General features: G+C 43.2%; 14 protein-coding genes. 5 read left to right on the top strand and 9 right to left on the bottom strand.

The features are described from left to right. Positions 1-88: 88 nt before the first annotated feature. Positions 89-475: a peptidoglycan-binding domain-containing protein gene (locus NT010_12080; protein ID MCX5806779.1), complete on the bottom strand. Its 387-nt coding sequence runs from the start codon at positions 473-475 to the stop codon at positions 89-91. A gap of 316 nt (positions 476-791) precedes the next feature. On the opposite strand from NT010_12080, the gene NT010_12075 reads away from it, so the two are divergent. The 4 genes from NT010_12075 (at position 792) to NT010_12060 (ending at position 5,096) form a co-directional block, all read left to right on the top strand. Continuing rightward, entirely contained in the window at positions 792-962 is a 171-nt protein-coding gene (locus NT010_12075; GenBank protein MCX5806778.1) for a hypothetical protein, read from the top strand. A gap of 179 nt (positions 963-1,141) precedes the next feature. Further along, positions 1,142-2,149, top strand: coding sequence for an aldo/keto reductase (locus tag NT010_12070; protein ID MCX5806777.1), 1,008 nt, complete (start codon positions 1,142-1,144; stop codon positions 2,147-2,149). A 448-nt stretch (positions 2,150-2,597) separates the two neighbouring features. Further along, positions 2,598-4,811, top strand: a complete 2,214-nt coding sequence (locus NT010_12065; protein ID MCX5806776.1) for an SLC26A/SulP transporter family protein — start codon at positions 2,598-2,600, stop codon at positions 4,809-4,811. Positions 4,812-4,862: 51 nt separating this feature from the next. Continuing rightward, positions 4,863-5,096, top strand: coding sequence for a hypothetical protein (locus NT010_12060; GenBank protein MCX5806775.1), 234 nt, complete (start codon positions 4,863-4,865; stop codon positions 5,094-5,096). Positions 5,097-5,169: 73 nt separating this feature from the next. On the opposite strand, the gene NT010_12055 is transcribed toward NT010_12060, so the two are convergent. The 3 genes from NT010_12055 to NT010_12045 form a co-directional block, all read right to left on the bottom strand. Next, entirely contained in the window at positions 5,170-6,429 is a 1,260-nt protein-coding gene (locus NT010_12055) for an ATP-binding protein (protein MCX5806774.1), read from the bottom strand. 654 nt (positions 6,430-7,083) lie between these two features. Continuing rightward, positions 7,084-7,377, bottom strand: a complete 294-nt coding sequence (locus tag NT010_12050; protein MCX5806773.1) for a hypothetical protein — start codon at positions 7,375-7,377, stop codon at positions 7,084-7,086. A gap of 9 nt (positions 7,378-7,386) precedes the next feature. Further along, positions 7,387-7,719, bottom strand: a complete 333-nt coding sequence (locus NT010_12045) for a hypothetical protein (protein MCX5806772.1) — start codon at positions 7,717-7,719, stop codon at positions 7,387-7,389. A 353-nt stretch (positions 7,720-8,072) separates the two neighbouring features. Here NT010_12045 and NT010_12040 point away from each other — a divergent pair, with 353 nt between their 5' ends. Further along, entirely contained in the window at positions 8,073-8,294 is a 222-nt protein-coding gene (locus tag NT010_12040; protein ID MCX5806771.1) for a hypothetical protein, read from the top strand. Between the two features lie 844 nt (positions 8,295-9,138). Here NT010_12040 and NT010_12035 read toward each other — a convergent pair. The 5 genes from NT010_12035 to NT010_12015 form a co-directional block, all read right to left on the bottom strand. Further along, entirely contained in the window at positions 9,139-13,104 is a 3,966-nt protein-coding gene (locus tag NT010_12035; GenBank protein MCX5806770.1) for a hypothetical protein, read from the bottom strand. A gap of 340 nt (positions 13,105-13,444) precedes the next feature. Beyond that, positions 13,445-13,810, bottom strand: a complete 366-nt coding sequence (locus NT010_12030) for a MarR family transcriptional regulator (GenBank protein ID MCX5806769.1) — start codon at positions 13,808-13,810, stop codon at positions 13,445-13,447. Further along, positions 13,807-14,088 (bottom strand): DUF6516 family protein, encoded by a 282-nt coding sequence (locus NT010_12025; protein ID MCX5806768.1) that lies wholly within the window; start codon positions 14,086-14,088, stop codon positions 13,807-13,809. Before NT010_12025 ends, NT010_12030 begins: the two co-directional genes overlap by 4 nt. A 596-nt stretch (positions 14,089-14,684) precedes the next feature. Further along, the gene (locus NT010_12020; GenBank protein MCX5806767.1) at positions 14,685-14,858 is read right to left on the bottom strand and encodes a hypothetical protein; all 174 of its coding nucleotides are present in this window, start codon (positions 14,856-14,858) and stop codon (positions 14,685-14,687) included. A gap of 202 nt (positions 14,859-15,060) precedes the next feature. Beyond that, a partial coding sequence (locus NT010_12015) for a hypothetical protein (GenBank protein ID MCX5806766.1) occupies positions 15,061-15,771 on the bottom strand: 711 nt, incomplete at its 5' end.

Raw genomic sequence — 15,771 nt, 5'->3', positions numbered from 1 at the left:
TACCTTCTTCTCTCAACTGATGTAATGATCTCTATCGGACTCATACGTCACCTTCCTCCTGATTATAGTAATAACTCTATGGCTATTACTACAACTTATTTTGGTTGTATGAGTGTCCGGCTAAAACGGGGGCTACTCCACGCAGGGACGAGTTGATTTGGAATTTTTCAGCGCACCCGGAAATTTCATTGATAACCGCATCAGGAAGATGATCTACCAGCTTATCCAGTGATAACCCTGAAACTTTGATGCTATCTGTTCCGCCTGCAACCGCCGGTTCTCCGGCAGCGGCATCAGGAAACATTTTCAAAAAAGTGTCCGTCCCGACAATGCCATCCGCAATTAAACCATTAGCGCCCTGCCAGGCTTTTACAGCATTTTCTGTCGCTGTACCAAAAATTCCATCGGCCTTAATCCCTAATCCGGTTTGTACTTTCTTTATATCATTACCTGTTGATCCAACTTTAAGCAACATTATCTACCCCATCTTCTATCATACTTTTATATTCTGTAATTTCTGAGGATAAAGCAATGAAAAATATTCATCGATTGTTTTAATAACAGGATTTATATTTTCTTATCACCTCTCCTCCTTGTTGCAGATGATATAGAAAAAAAGATGCAGAAATACTATACTTATACCAATTCGGTTTCATACATAGAACGAGGCGACGACGACGAGCCGACGCAGGCATTAGCTCACACAGTGAGCGAGAAGAGGAGGCAACGAAGTTATATGATTGAAGGCGAATTGGTATTAATTAAAAGCAGGGCCATGGAGGTGATAGAAGATGCCTGGTAAAGAATACGAGTGCAGGGAATGCGGCCGCACCTTTCTGGTTTACGAAGAGAATAAGAGGGAGCTGGAATGTCCCAGTTGCGAAGGCGGGAATGTGACTGTGAAGCAGGAACGGCCGCTGCCGCAGTGGATACTTGCCATGAATGAAAAAGGCTCAAGCTGAAAATAGAAGTAGGAATGGCGTCGCCATTCATAGAAAATTATTAAGGGGCAGGCATCTGAAAATATTCGTGGGCAAGCGATAGAGCGATGTATCCTCTCTATCATGAAGTCAGAAAAGGAAAGAATTTATTATGCACGCTGAGAAACAACTTTCCCATTAATCCCTGCAGGAGGAAAGAAATGCAAAAACGTAAATTGGGAAAAAGCAACCTGGAAGTTTCGACTCTCGGACTTGGCTGTATGGGAATGAGTTTTTCCTATGGCCCACCTAAAGACAAAAAGGAAATGACCTCTCTTCTTCGGGCAGCCGTCGAACGTGGCGTCACATTCTTTGATACCGCCGAAGTTTATGGCCCGTTTATAAATGAAGAACTCATTGGCGAAGCACTCGCTCCATTCTGCGGGCAAGTTGTCATTGCCACCAAGTTCGGGTTCGACGTCAGTTCTGGTTTCGATCCCCGCGGCATGAAGGGACCACCGGGCCTGAACAGTAGGCCGGAGCATATCAAGCAGGCCGTCGAAGGTTCGCTAAAGCGGCTGCAGGTCGAGACAATTGATTTGCTCTATCAACACCGCGTTGACCCGGACGTGCCGATCGAGGACGTGGCGGGTGCGGTGAAGGATCTGATTCAGCAAGGCAAGGTCAAACACTTCGGCCTGTCCGAAGCAGGCGTGCAGACAATCCGTCGCGCGCACGCCGTTTTGCCGCTCACTGCCCTCCAGAGCGAATACTCACTGTGGACGAGAGGTTCTGAGAAGGAAGTGCAGCCGGTACTTGAGGAACTCGGCATCGGCTTCGTTCCCTATAGCCCGCTGGGCAGGGGTTTTCTCACGGGAAAGATTGACGAAAACACAACCTTCGACAGTTCTGACTTCCGTAGCGCTCTCCCGCGCTTTACGTCGGAGGCGCTCAAGGCGAATCAGGTTTTGATTGATCTGCTTGCCAGGATCGCCGAACTAAAGAATGCGACATCTGCTCAGATCGCACTTGCCTGGCTGCTTGCCCAAAAGCCGTGGATTGTTCCAATCCCGGGTACGACAAAACTTCATCGCCTGGACGAGAACATCGGTGCAGTTGCAGTCGAACTTACGCCGGACGATCTCCGTGACATCGAAAACGCTGCCTCAAAGATTACGGTGCATGGTGCCCGGTACCCGGAAAAGCTGGAGCAAATGACCGGCCGCTGAAGGACAAACAAAGCTCTCGATTCACGGCTCGGAAGAACTTAAGGGGAAGCTCTTTAGGAAGTAAATAGCTTCCCCCTGTCGGCAAGAAATGCTTCCTGTCATATTGCCCGTTTTTTCTATAGGATTTATTGCGGCGAAAAATTCAACTTGTTACTTCTAAGTCCTTGAGCACCTAATAAGGCCACACATTCTGCCGGACCTGCCGGAGGAAGACAAAATCACGGCTTTAGGTTTTTGCTTCACTATACAAATCATGCGAATCTTGATAACATAACGTGTGTCATATCTTCATTCCATCAATGAAACAGGAGTAATTCTAATTTTAAATCAAGTCGCTATCATCGTTGGCTTCGTCATTGGCTCCTCCGACGTACTGTCATAGTACGCCTACGGCGCCTCTTCCTTGCCGCCTTGATTTCATCCTTGATTTAGGATTAGAATAAGGGTTATGAGAAAAAAACGGCGCTTATCCGGTCGCCTGACAGGAGACATTCTTGGCGGCCTTACTGCTATGCTTGTAGCCCTGCCTTCAGCCATTGCTTTCGGGATAATCATTTATTCTCCTCTCGGTTCACAATATGCCGGTAAGGCAGTTATTGCCGGCATGACAGGCGCAGTTGCCCTCGGGCTCATTGCGTCTCTTTTTGGCGGGACGCCGCGGCTTATTACAGCCCCTTGTGCCCCTGCGGCTGCCGTACTTGCTGTTTTCGTTGCCCAGCTTGTCAAAAGCGGAGCAGTGCCGTTGGAGGCTGTGCCGCTTTATGTGGCTCTTGTCGCCCTCATGGCAGGTGTTATCCAACTTTTAGCCGGCAGTTTCGGCGGCGGTAAATTTATCAAGTATATTCCCTATCCTGTTGTAGCCGGTTATCTTGGCGGTGTAGGGATTTTGATTTTCATTGGGCAATTGCCTAAATTTTTGGGGCTCCCAAAAGATATCAATCTTCTGCAAGGTTTTTTAGAACCTATTTTGTGGAACGGGACGAGCATATTTATCGGGTTTGTTACCATTGCAGCTATGTTGGTTGCTCCCAGATTCCTCAAATTTATCCCTGCTGCCATAGTTGCCTTGCTTTCCGGTATATGCGCTTATTTTGTTCTGGCTATTTTTAACCCGGCGTTATTAGTGCTTGCCGATAACCCTCTGATTATCGGGCCAATATCTTCATCAGGGTTCGGCGCATTCGAAGCTGGAGTAAAACAGTGGACCTATTTTAGCGCCATTGATGCCAAAGGTCTTGCCATGCTTGTTATTCCGCTTTTGACGCTGGCTGTTCTTCTTTCCATCGACACATTAAAAACATGTGTGATTATTGATGTCATGACCCATTCCCGCCATAATTCAAACAAGGAACTAATTGGCCAGGGTCTCGGCAATATCGGTTCATCTCTCATTGGAGGTATTCCAGGTTCAGGAACAATGGGCCCTACTTTAGTAAACATTGCAAGCGGCGGACGTACGCGTTTATCCGGTGTTTTCGCCGGTGTTTTCGCCGGTTTAGTTCTCCTTCTTCTTGGAAAACTTATGGCATGGATTCCCCTGGCTGCCCTGGCTGGAGTTTTGATTGTTATAGCTGTGCGCATGCTCGACATACAAAGCCTGCAACTGTTAAAACACAGATCCACTGTTTTTGATTTTCTTGTGATCCTGGCAGTTGTAATCTCTGCCGTCAGCATGAGCCTGATTGCTGCAGCCGGTGTCGGAACCGCGCTGGCAATAGTTTTGTTTCTAAGGGAACAGATTCGCTCTTCTGTTATAAGACGGAAATTATTCGGCAATCAGAAGTTTTCCAAAAAACGCCGCATCACTGCCGAGCTTTCAATTCTTGAGTCACACGGGAAAAACACAATTATCTGCGAGCTTCAGGGCCAGCTCTTTTTTGGTACAACGGATCAGCTTTTGACGGAACTCGAATCACATCTTGCAGAATGTTCCTTTGTAGTTCTGGACATGCGCCGGGTTCAATCCCTTGATTTTACGGCCGCCAATATGCTCAAGCAAATCCATAACCGCGTTAAAAAGAAAAAAGGTTATCTCGTTCTTTCTTCAATTCCCAGGAATCTTCCTACAGGACAGAATGTAAAGAAATATCTCGCCGGCCTTGGTTTTACTGAAACAGGCGGGAATCTTAAGTTTTATCCGGACCTGGACTCTGCCCTGGAATGGATTGAGGATGAAATCATTAACGCATCATCCGACGGCAGAAAAGACGATTTTCATATCCTGAACTTGCCTGAATTCGAATTCTTCTCCGGATTTTCTGCTGCTGCTATTGAAAAGCTCTCTGCTACCATGACGGAAAAAACATTTCAGGCAGATGAGAAGGTTTTCTCAATGGGGGACCAGAGCGATAAGATATATTTTATTCGCAAAGGTGCAGTAAAAATAGGCTTGCCATTGGCCGGAGGTACGGCTCATCACCTTGTGACCTTATCACGGGGAGATTTTTTTGGTGAGATGTCATTTCTTGACAAAGGGGCACGTTCTGCTGAAGCCGTTGCAGTAGACGAAATAATGCTCTATATCCTTTCCCGAAACCAGTTTGAAAAGATTGTCAAGGCCCATCCCGAAATTGCCGGTATGTTCTTTGAACGTCTGGCATACACAATCTCGCAGCGTCTGCGGCTGACCAATACAGAACTGATGGCTCTGGAAGAGAGCTGATTATGTATTTTTGCCGGTTTGAACAATGTTTTCACCGCTCTTTCCAGGAGCGTGGGACAGCAAATAAAATATGCCCGCCCTGGCGAGGGATTCTCAAATCCTACTTTAAAACGGGCATTTGAAGTATTAAGCCTTGCCGGTGTAATACGAAAAGTCCCATCTGCAAACCCCGAAGGATTACCTTTGGGCGCCTCTGCTTCCTCCAAGATATTTAAAGCTCTTACAGCCGATATCGGTCTTATGCAGAACCTTTGCGTCATGCATCATAATGTTCACCCTGCGTGAAGACGCGGGGCAAATCCCCTCGGCCAGAATAATAGAAAAAACATCAAGCAATTTGGATATTGAAGTTATGCGTTTACTTTTTGGTAAGATTTAAGAGCCATTTCCAAAGTGGTACGAAGGCAATCTCTACGCCTGAATGATCTTCTTTGCTTTCAAAGTCCCAGGTAAGAACGGTGAGAATGTTGCAACCAAGCTCTTTGCTGGATTTTAGAAGGGCATCCACTTCACGTTTTTTTGTCTGATAGTTTTGTATGTCATAACAAACCTGAATTAACTCACTTATTGTGGTCCCTTGCCTGACAATAAAATCAATTTCTTTTCCGGTATTTGTTTTGTAGTAATAAGGTTCAATGCCTTTTCTCAACAGCTCAACAGCAACAATATTTTCCATGAATTTTCCTGCATCAGGGGTAACGGCAAATTTTACCGATTTTGCCATACCGGTATCATATGAGTAGACTTTTTTGGGAGATTTCAACTGTTCCTTGAGTTTAAATGAAAACCTGTCCACGGCAAATATTAGAAATGCCTCAGAAAGATACTTCACATAATTTTCTACAGTATGGACACTTCTGAAATCGAGTATATTTTTCAGCCTTGTGTAACTGAATTCGCCTGAGTGATTTGTCACAAGATAATGGCCGAGGTCATAGAGTTTCTGTGAATACCGCACATTATATCGTTTCGCAATATCCTTAAAAAGGATACTTTCAAATAGCGTAGTAAGGTAGTTCCTGGGTTCAACATGCTTCGCGACAACTTCAGGAAAACCGCCTTTACCGATATATTCATCAAGATAGCCGAGGAGGAGCCCCTGTCTTTCCTTTAGTTCAAGTGTGTCATCGATAGGGAAATTATTTGCCTGCAAAAATTCCCTGAAAGAGAAGGGAAGTATCTGAAACTGAATAAATCTGCCTGTCAGATGGGTTGAAAGCTCCCTGCTTAAAAGATGGGCATTCGATCCTGTAATCACGATATTAAATCCCTGGCGCTGAAGCCTGTTGATGAACAATTCCCAATCCTTAAGGTTCTGAATTTCATCAAATAACAGATAGCGTGTTTCCCCATAGACCTCTCTGATTGTTTTGATAAACTCATCATAATCGGTTACCCGGAGAAGTCTTTCGTCATCGAAGTTCAGATAGGCAAAGTCAATTCCCTGAAGCAGTTGTATGGAGAAAACAGATTTTCCTGCTCTTCTTGGCCCCAGGATTACCTTAATAAGGTTGTTTTCTATGCTCTGGCGTGCAGTATGGAGCCCTTCTCTGGGAACATAGTCCCCTGTTAAAAGCATATCTCTCTCTGCTCTGTGGGCTAATACAATTTCTTTCATTTATAAACACTCACTGCACATTAATTACTATTTTTGTGCAGTACATGTATTATATTGCAGTATTTATGAGTTTGCAAGGGAAAAGTCAAATATATAAAAGTATGTGAGTGTGGGGCCATGGACGCTTCATTTCTGGTTTACGAATAGAATAAGAGGGAGCTGAAATGTCCCAGCTGCGAAAATGAGAATGTGGCTGTGAAGCAGGAATTGCCGCTGCCGCAGTGGATACAAGTCTTGACCAATAAAGTCTCAAGCTAAAAATGGACTGATGAATGGCGTTGCCATTCAAACAATGACCTGCATCACTCAAGAAAGTGGCCTTAATCTGTCTTATTTCATGGTTATTTTTAGCTCTTTTCTCCTGGTCGGTCAGGCGGCATGATTGGTAAGGTTTCATTGCGAGGGGCAGTATTGAGCAAAATATTCATCTTCGGCGCTCTGCTTCACCTTGCGATCCTCCATCGTACGTTCAGTACGATTACGGCCTGCAAAGCTCACAGCCCATCCGAATCTGAAACATCCCTGCCATGCCGCTGCCCACTCAAGCCGGATTCACATATACACTTATGTAAATCCGGCGGAAATGAAGAAGGATTTCTTCATTTCCCATACTTCGCGCTTCCTTCCTCTGGTTTTTTCCCTTTGTTTATGTGTTTATGGGTGAGGGGTTATGGCAACAATGGTAATCATGTTTTTATCAGGGCCGTAATACCAGAAAACACGATAAGCAGCAGGGATCTTTTGTTCGGCGTAAGCTTCAAAGATTTTTTCGCCTTTGGGACCTTTCATCGTAGTGAATTCATGTGTTGATAGTCCTGGATGTCTGGGATCTTCTGCAAGAAATAAAATAGATTTCCGCACCGCTTTATATCTCTTTGTCAGACCTTTGTCGTTTTTTAAAGTGGTTAATTGATTACTTGCTTCATCTGTGAGATAGATGTCAAACAAATAACGATCCTAAAGTTTTTTTAGATCAAGTTTTGATATTTTTCCTTGGGCCGCATCTTGCAGCCCCTTATGTACACTTTCAAGCGCGTATTCGTTTTCATAAAGCCAGGATTCATTCTGCGGGATAAGCTTGAGAATCTTGCTCAACCTTGTATATTCTTTTATATCAATTGTGACGCCTATTTTTTTTCCTTTTGTATCGGTAACAAATTCTTTGATCTTAATATCATCAAACCTTTGTTTATTTGTGGTAGGCATATGCAACCCCCTGTATTTCTTTTCATAATTCTTTAAGATATATTTTAACTCTTCTCTTCGATATTCATCAACCTCTTTTTCCATTATTTATCTCATGTGGTGTGCTTTGAAGTTGAAGCAGAATTCAGATGTAATTCCAATTCTAAATCAAGGATGCAATGACTTACCCCGCTTTAGCTCGCGGGGCAATCAAGGCGGCAAGGGAACACCCGCAAGCGGGTATCCGGACGTAGGCGTACATAGTGTCAAAGCGCTAAATAGCTCACACGGTGAGCGAGAAGGGGAGGCTCCGGCAGCTTGGCTGGTGGAGGGGGCGACGTGAGCCCCATAAATATTGCAATCAGGAAAATAGGACTTATATTGTTAGGTATGAAGTGTATTGAGACAATTATGGAGCCGGTAGACAGCTTTTTATTGCGAACTGATAAGGAGCTTTTATGAACGAGAGTATTATAGTCCGTTGCCCTCAGTGTGGAACAAAAAACCGCATCCCTGCCGACAGAAAGGGGGAGCATGGTATCTGTGGAAAGTGCGGAGCGCGGCTTACATCTACACAAGTGTATCCCAACAGGCCCGTTGATGTTTCTGACTGGAACTTTGATGCGGAAGTAAAGACCTTTCCGGGGTCTGTGCTCGTTGAATTCACAGCTCCCTGGTGAGGCCATTGCCGAACTCAGGCGCCGGTTCTGGATGAACTGGCTTCAAAGTACGCAGGAAAGGTCAAATTTACCAGGGTTAATGTGGACGCCTCGCCTCAGACGGCTTCGCAACACGGCATCCGCGGTGTACCGGCCATTTATTTTTATGACCGGGGCAATATCTTTGACAAAGCTGTTGGGGCTCTTCCAAAGAGTGAAATAGAACGTCGTGTTCAGGCTCTTATATCCCACCCAGGAAAAGTATAAGAGGAAACCCGGAGTCACCGGTTGTTAAGGAGACCATCAGGGCCAGTCCTTTGACAATTGAATATTGACACCGAAAGTCCACAACTATATAAATATCTTCTCCCCGCTAAAAAGAAAACTCCATTTGCTGATTAATCTCCGTGGTACCGCACCTTTTTCTTGCCCCTCGGATTTAAATATCTTGTAATTTACCTCGGGGTGATTCATAACAATTGTTTTGCCTTCGGCAAATTAAAGCGTTATCTCCAAACATCGGTAATTTCATCGACGGAAGGATTTTTCATGCAGGCGTGAGACCGTTTCTGTTTGCTTTCATGTCTATGTCCTCCTGTAAGCCGTATGTGTATTATTATACCCAATCTCTACTTTCAGGTTGTACAGTTTTTGGAAGATAGGTCACAGCTATAATATGATAAAAGCTATGTTCATACCAGATACGCAACGGTCTTGCCAAAAGGTATCCCCTCTTTATCGGATAGAACAGGTTGATTTAATAAGGGTATTATGGGCCAATTCAAATGTCAGGGGTTGGGTCTGGAGGTTTTGCCGTTATCAATCAAAAATCAAAAAAATACTTCCTTAGGAATACTCAGCTTATTTAATCATCCCGCATAAGATATTTGGCGTTGAGATAGGCATTGAACAGGCGATCAGCTGTGGTTTCCTGCATAGTGCTGACCGGTTTAAACATGACATGGTCAGCATTGCATGTATCCTCAATGGATTTGTTTAGTATATCTAGGCAGGTCTGGCTAAAGGCTGTCCATTGAGCCTTAGCAGTTCCATATTCCGAAAATTCAGAAACTTCCGTCATAAACACGGATGCTTGCGATTGAATGTTTGTTATCTGTCCATGAATGTTTCTAAAATACTTCTGTTGTAATTGTGATTCGAAGGGTTTGTCTTTGTCGAGGTTACTTACAACAAAATAGAGTGTATTTTGAACAACGATAAGCCTACTTCGTATATCATGGAACAAAGATAGCATCTCAACCTCAACCATAGATGTTCTACTAATGCTTTCCAATACATTGAATATTGTTGATGGCGGTTCTACTGGAAGTAGTGCCCACTCCTTGCCATCTAGTTTCCCTTCGGCAATATCTTGTATATTGCTAAAACTTATTCTGAAAACCATTGGTGTATAGCGGCGTCCATTTAATAGGGGCATAAGATAGACAAAGTGACATTCCAATGGGAAGGAGGCCAGATTAGGGATCATTAATAATATTTGGTCCAGTATACGTTCAAAGTCAATAACCTCAAACGCAAGCGCCAAGCCAATCAGGGGGTGTTCGGATACAAAACCCTTGGGGTAAATAAAGGAAAAGCCTTGCCTTTCGAGAGGTCCCATGGTTGTCCGAACCGCTTGCGCAAAGGTTTTGTACCGCTGTTCTCGGAACTGTACGATTGCTTTAGGTAAATTAGCTGTAGCATGTATGGGTTGCTCAAATCTATAGTCCAGAATTTCGCCAAGATAGACATAAGAACGATTCTCTTGTTTTTCCAATTCCGCAAAATCAAAGTATTGTAACGTCCCTGATATTATTTTCCGAAACCCCTCCTGTAAACGAGGCATTTTCGCAACCGAGTCTTTGAAATTAAGCCTTGCGAGGAAGTTGAATTTATTGTTCTTGTCATTTGGGTCATGTTGAGAGAACTGCACTAAGAAATTTCTAACGCTTTCAATCCAATCATTCAAACTCTTTTCTTCATTATTGAATCTCTCAGATATTGACCGCGGCGGTTTTTTTATCTGCCTTGCTTTTATGAATGCGTTTCTTAAACCATTATCTAGGGGACCTATGTTCCTTATCTTGCCCCTGAAAAGCTCCTCATAGAATGTTATGCATTTCTCCACGAAATTGAGAATCTCTCTCCGCGTTGTGAACCATTGTTCTTGCCACTCAAAAGGGGATTGAGCAGAGTAACAAGAATCAAGCATTTTCAAATATATACCATTTAGTTCTGCGTGATCTTCCAATATCAGTGTCTCGGCCGGTATTGCCTTTGTTGTATCATCAACTGGCATTTTAGTGCCATATGCAGCGGGATAAATACCTTGGGTACAATAATTTGCATAGTCAGGGAAGAATTTCCGTAGTAATCGAAGCCTGTTTAGGGCTTCCTCATGTGCCTTCGACATATCTGACTCTTGGTCTACAATAAACTCAATGTAAATATCGTTGTTTCGCTCTTCGACCTTTACAGTATTGCTCACCAGCTTGAAATAGCTCGTTAGTCTTAATTTGTCCGATTTCAATAGTGACTCGTATTTTTCAAAAGCATATTTGTGAAGAGCCATTAAGAGATTGGATGCGGATAAAATGTCTGCTTGAAAAATTTTTTCTCGCCAGTCCAGCTTGGTAATGTAACCAACTATGTTTGCTGCACTCAGCCCAATCGCCTGACACCAGCCCAATAATTCCCCGATATGCGAAAATCCTGACCAAACATGCTCGGAGTGGATGGAATCGAGGATGATCATAAGGAATTTCCTTTCTACACGTTCGTTCCATTGTCTAGTGACGAATCGTTCCGATAACCGGGATAGAGTCTGTAGATTTTCATTTTCTGCTCCAACTATTTCCTTTAACGTCCCAAGCAAGTCTACCGTTTGGAAAGGCAAGGTCGCTGTACCAAGCATAAAAATCCCAGAGCTCCCGATTTCTTCGAATGCTTTGTCAAATAGAAACTGGTGAGTTTGATAGTATTTTCTTTCGCTTGCCGCAAACAGAATAGCGCAGACTCTGTTGATGATTTCTATGTTGGTGCCTCGAAATCGTTCTGCCAATGCATTTACCAAAAATGAATCAGAAATAGCCTGATCAGTGATTGTATTGACAATAAAAGACTCGAGACTGTCCAAATCGAGCAAACTAATCAGATTTTCTATTGTTTTACTAACGGGAACCAACTTGTGAAGTAAGGGCACCAAGTGCTTTGAACGAACTAGGTGAAGACCTTCGCATTTGCCATCCTCAAATACAACATATTCCCTTTCCAGCGATTGAAGCACTGCATCAGCGTCATTATCAAAATCAATGAACCTTAAAATGTCTTCAACTTTTACTCTAGTACCGTACATTTGCGCCACACTGATTAGACGGAGCACTTGAAGTTTGTTTCTATCCTCTCCCAGTCGCAGGATTTCCTTAACCTGACCTTCGAGTCTCTCGGCAAGCATCTGCCCATGTGTTAATAGATAGACAAATTCTATCAAGAGATTAGGGCCGGCGATCTGATCAAAAGCTGACTCAGCCGACGTAACACCATGTGCCACCTTATCCCGCTTTCGCAGCTCATCGAATATTTCCCGTGCCTCACTAATTGAGAGTTCAGGTGTTATAACTTCCCACACAAAACCTTCTGCTTCCCCTGAGTAGCGATACCAGTCTTCTTCGCGAACTGTGATTAAAAAACAGACTTCCTGACCTGCCAGTTCTGAGACAAGCCGGTGCCACAAGCGAAGATTGGTGCCAAGATTATCTATAAGTACAAGGATTGGTAACCCAAGACGTTTCCGGGATAAGATCGCTTGTTTCATGGGCCCGATCAGGTTCTCGTTATCCAATACTTTTACGAGAAAGGTCGTCTCGGGATGATAATGACGATAGGCATAACGGTACAACAAAGTCGATTTGCCCTGTCCGCTTGAAGCACGCACCACGCAAACTCGTGATCGGATAAGTATCTGTTCGATAAGGGTCTCCCAAGAAGGCCGGTGGACGTCCAAGCCAGCCATTATGTGACCGGGACGCGCATTCTTTCCTTCGTAGTAGTCCTCTGGGTGTTCCTCTTCAGCAAACCTTAAATGCTCCAGAGATCCATTTTGAATAGCAAGGTTGGTTGGCCCTATTTCTATTTGCTCTTGGACAAAGAGTCTTAGATTTTCGATATCACGAACGGTTATTGTTTCGCGTCGCGAAGCCATATCGAGAAATTTGTTAAGGAGTACCATTAAATACAAGTTGGTATTAGGGACAGTCAAATTGAAGTGAGTAACAATAGATGCAAGCGTAGCTTCTAAAAGCTCTTCCTCAGAAAAGCGCACAAAAGAGATTTGATTACTCATTTTCATAACATCGATTTCGTAATAACCAGCCTTTGCAAGAATACGATGGAGATCTTTGGTAATGGTGGTTGGCAAAGACTTATATTGGCTGTTACAAAATTTCACGAACTCATCCAGCTTTCCCCTGAACCCGAAATTGGTTACTACTACCAATGTGGATGCCGGTTCAACCTGCCAGATGAGGTAAAAATTCTCTATGATTCTTGAGGCTTGAAATTTATCCCAGTCCCACGCATTTTTCGAAGTTTTGACCTGCACATACTGGCTTAATATCCTTAAGCCACCCAGCTCAATTTTTCGATGCCCTTTAACATCAATATCTTCAAGACCTTCCAACTGAATGCTGTCCGGGGGGTTATCCCGATACAGATCAAAAGATCGAAACAAGGAATAAAGCAGCTGGTACCGGATTCCAGTTATGTTTGTTGCCCCATGATAACGACTCTGGAGGAGTTTATCTAGCTGATCTATCACGCTTGTTTCACTCATTGAGAAAAGAGCATCAGGGTCAGCCCTAGACATTTGAATATTGACACGGAAAGTCTACAACTATATAAATATCCTTCCCCTGCCAAAATAAAACCAATTTTGTTTATTGATCCCCGTGATGCCGCCCCTTTTTTTCTTCAATTTCTTGCCTTCGGCAAATTGAAACGTTACCTCCAAACTTCATAAAAATGCAAGGAAAATTTTATCGGCGGAGGAATTTTTCATTCAGGTGCGAGACCTTTCTTTATTTTGATGTAACTGTTACAGCAAAATAAAAACTCCCCATCAAGCCTTATCCTGCCTTGTTTTTCCTCGGTAGAGGCCTGAAGTATGGCTGGACTTAAATTGCTATTTCCAGTGCAATCATGTCGTAACTTATTGACGGTTTTATTTCTTTCTCTCCGACCCGTTTCTCTATAAACCCTATCTGTTCCAGGTATTTGATGTCGTCAGCGACGTTCTTGATATCTCTTTTTGTAATACGTGCAAGCTCGTTGATAGATTTTGGATTGTCTGTTTTTATAGTGTGGAGAAGCTCAAGTCTCTTTGGTGTCAATGCCTTTCTGAATGCCTCAAAACTTGAAAAATAGACACCGACTTCTTTTTTTACCTTTTCGTTCTTTGCCACTTTCTTCAAAACATCTTTTGCTTCATCAAGAGCTTCTTTGACCCCTTTAATTCCGACGATTACTTTCTTTGCTTTCATTTCAGAAACCTCCTGACATCTTCAAAGAAATCGTTGAAGAGTCTATCAATACTGGTGAATTCGTAATCTTCCTGCTTATTTCCCATGTGTCTGTGATCTCCCTTTCTTTCACCGTTATCATACCCCACCACTCTTTTACCATCCACAATATATGCAAGGGAATAACGATATCCGTGAGGTTTGTCCTTTGTAGGCTTTGAAATCTTCCATATTTTAATCTCAAGAGTATTTCCTTTTTCATCAGTAACTTTGGTGTGATGGACTAATTCGGTGGCCATTGGTATATTATACCAATAAAAATGAATCTGTCAAAATGATTGTTAAAATTCAGTATTAAAAAAATAAATGAAAAGAAATGTTTCTTTTCATTTATTTGCCTTCGGCAAATTGAACCGTTACTTGCAAATATTTATCGGCGGTATTATTTTTCATACAGCCGTGAGACCTTTTTCATTTTGCGTCCACTGTGGACGCAAAATAGCAAACTCCCCGGAAAGCCTTATCCCGCCTTGTTATATGTCCGTCAACATTTTAAACTGGTTTCTTAGAAATTCATCTAACATATTCTTGACTTTGGGGAAAAAAGGGACAGATTTGGAAAATTTTTAAATTCTTCTAAACTGTTGCCGGTTCTTGATTTACAGATTCTCCGCCACAGTGTCGGAGAATTCACTTCCTACGGCAAGAACGGGCGGTTTCCATTAAAAATCCTCTCGGTGAGAGATATACTCTCTTATTGCTATCCAGTAAAAATTCTTATTTTGGTCGCAATAAGCGGTGAGGAGTTATTAAATTACTTGAGAGCAATGGTTGCCAAAGCATGTAAAAGAGACTATAACAGGATAATTCAATATTATATGAATGATTTTCTGTTTCATCTATTTTTCCGTTCAGCTACCTCATACAGTCTGTCCCGAAACTTTATATATTGGATCATATCAAAAAGGCTGAAAACGATGTGGGGATCTCCCATATAGTTAAGGTCATTATTTACTATTTCCGGAATATCCCTGAAGCTCCATTTCCCATCCGTAGTAAACTGGTCCATGAACTTATCATCTTCAATTGATTCCGGTGGATAGTATTGGACGCAGTATCGCCGGTTCATATTGTGATAAAGCAGGGGAACATTGATGATCGCAGGGAATCCCGGACTTCAACTTGCTGCGTATTCCCGCATTGTGGACATATAAGCTCATGAATTTTCATTCCTGATTTCTCCTCCATTATCAACTTTATTTACAGATAATCTATTCCAGTATTTTCTTGTTTCTCATCGCATGAACAATAAGAAAAGTATTCCACTCTTTTTCATTATCACCCCAGGTACCATCGGAATTCTGTGTCCGGGCAAGCAGCAGAAAGGCCTTCTCCAGTTGCCTGTCTGCCGGAGGAAGGTTGAGATGAGCCAATGCGTTTACCATTTGGTAAAAAGGAACGGAATTTGTCCACATTCCCGAGTCTTCCTGAATTTTTGACATGCCTTCCACTATGAGCATTGTTGCAGCGCTCTTTGCAAATTCAGGATGCACAACAAAGGCTCTGAGAATGTTATTAATATCTCCGTAATTGTCCCAGGAACTTGCATTACGAAGAATCTGTTGTAAGAGCCCCTGGTATAGTGTGATAACCTCCGGGGTGCTGCCACGACCGAATGTAGTAGCCAGAAAGAGGACCATCCCCGTATAAAGAAAGTATGGATTACCCGGCGCAAAGGGAAGTCCATGGAGGTCAGCGAGAACCAATTTTTCATGCTCGTCAGCATGTTTTGTATGGTTGAGAAGCCAGTCAAGCGCTCTATTTATATAGTCTGTCGGCTGTCTTACGGTCAGATGCAGACCAAATAGCCGATGCACTGTGTGGATAAAGGAATTACCCCATGATCCTTCCTGGAGTTGGTCTTCGAGCAATGAGGCGACTGTGTTGCCAAAGGTAAATTGCCAGTCCTTATCCCCTTCCTG

The sequence above is a fragment of the Pseudomonadota bacterium genome (assembly GCA_026388275.1).
GTDB lineage: Bacteria > Desulfobacterota > Syntrophorhabdia > Syntrophorhabdales > Syntrophorhabdaceae > JAPLKB01.
The sequence above is the reverse complement of the archived record's forward strand: the minus strand, read 5'-3'. Positions and strand labels throughout refer to the sequence as shown.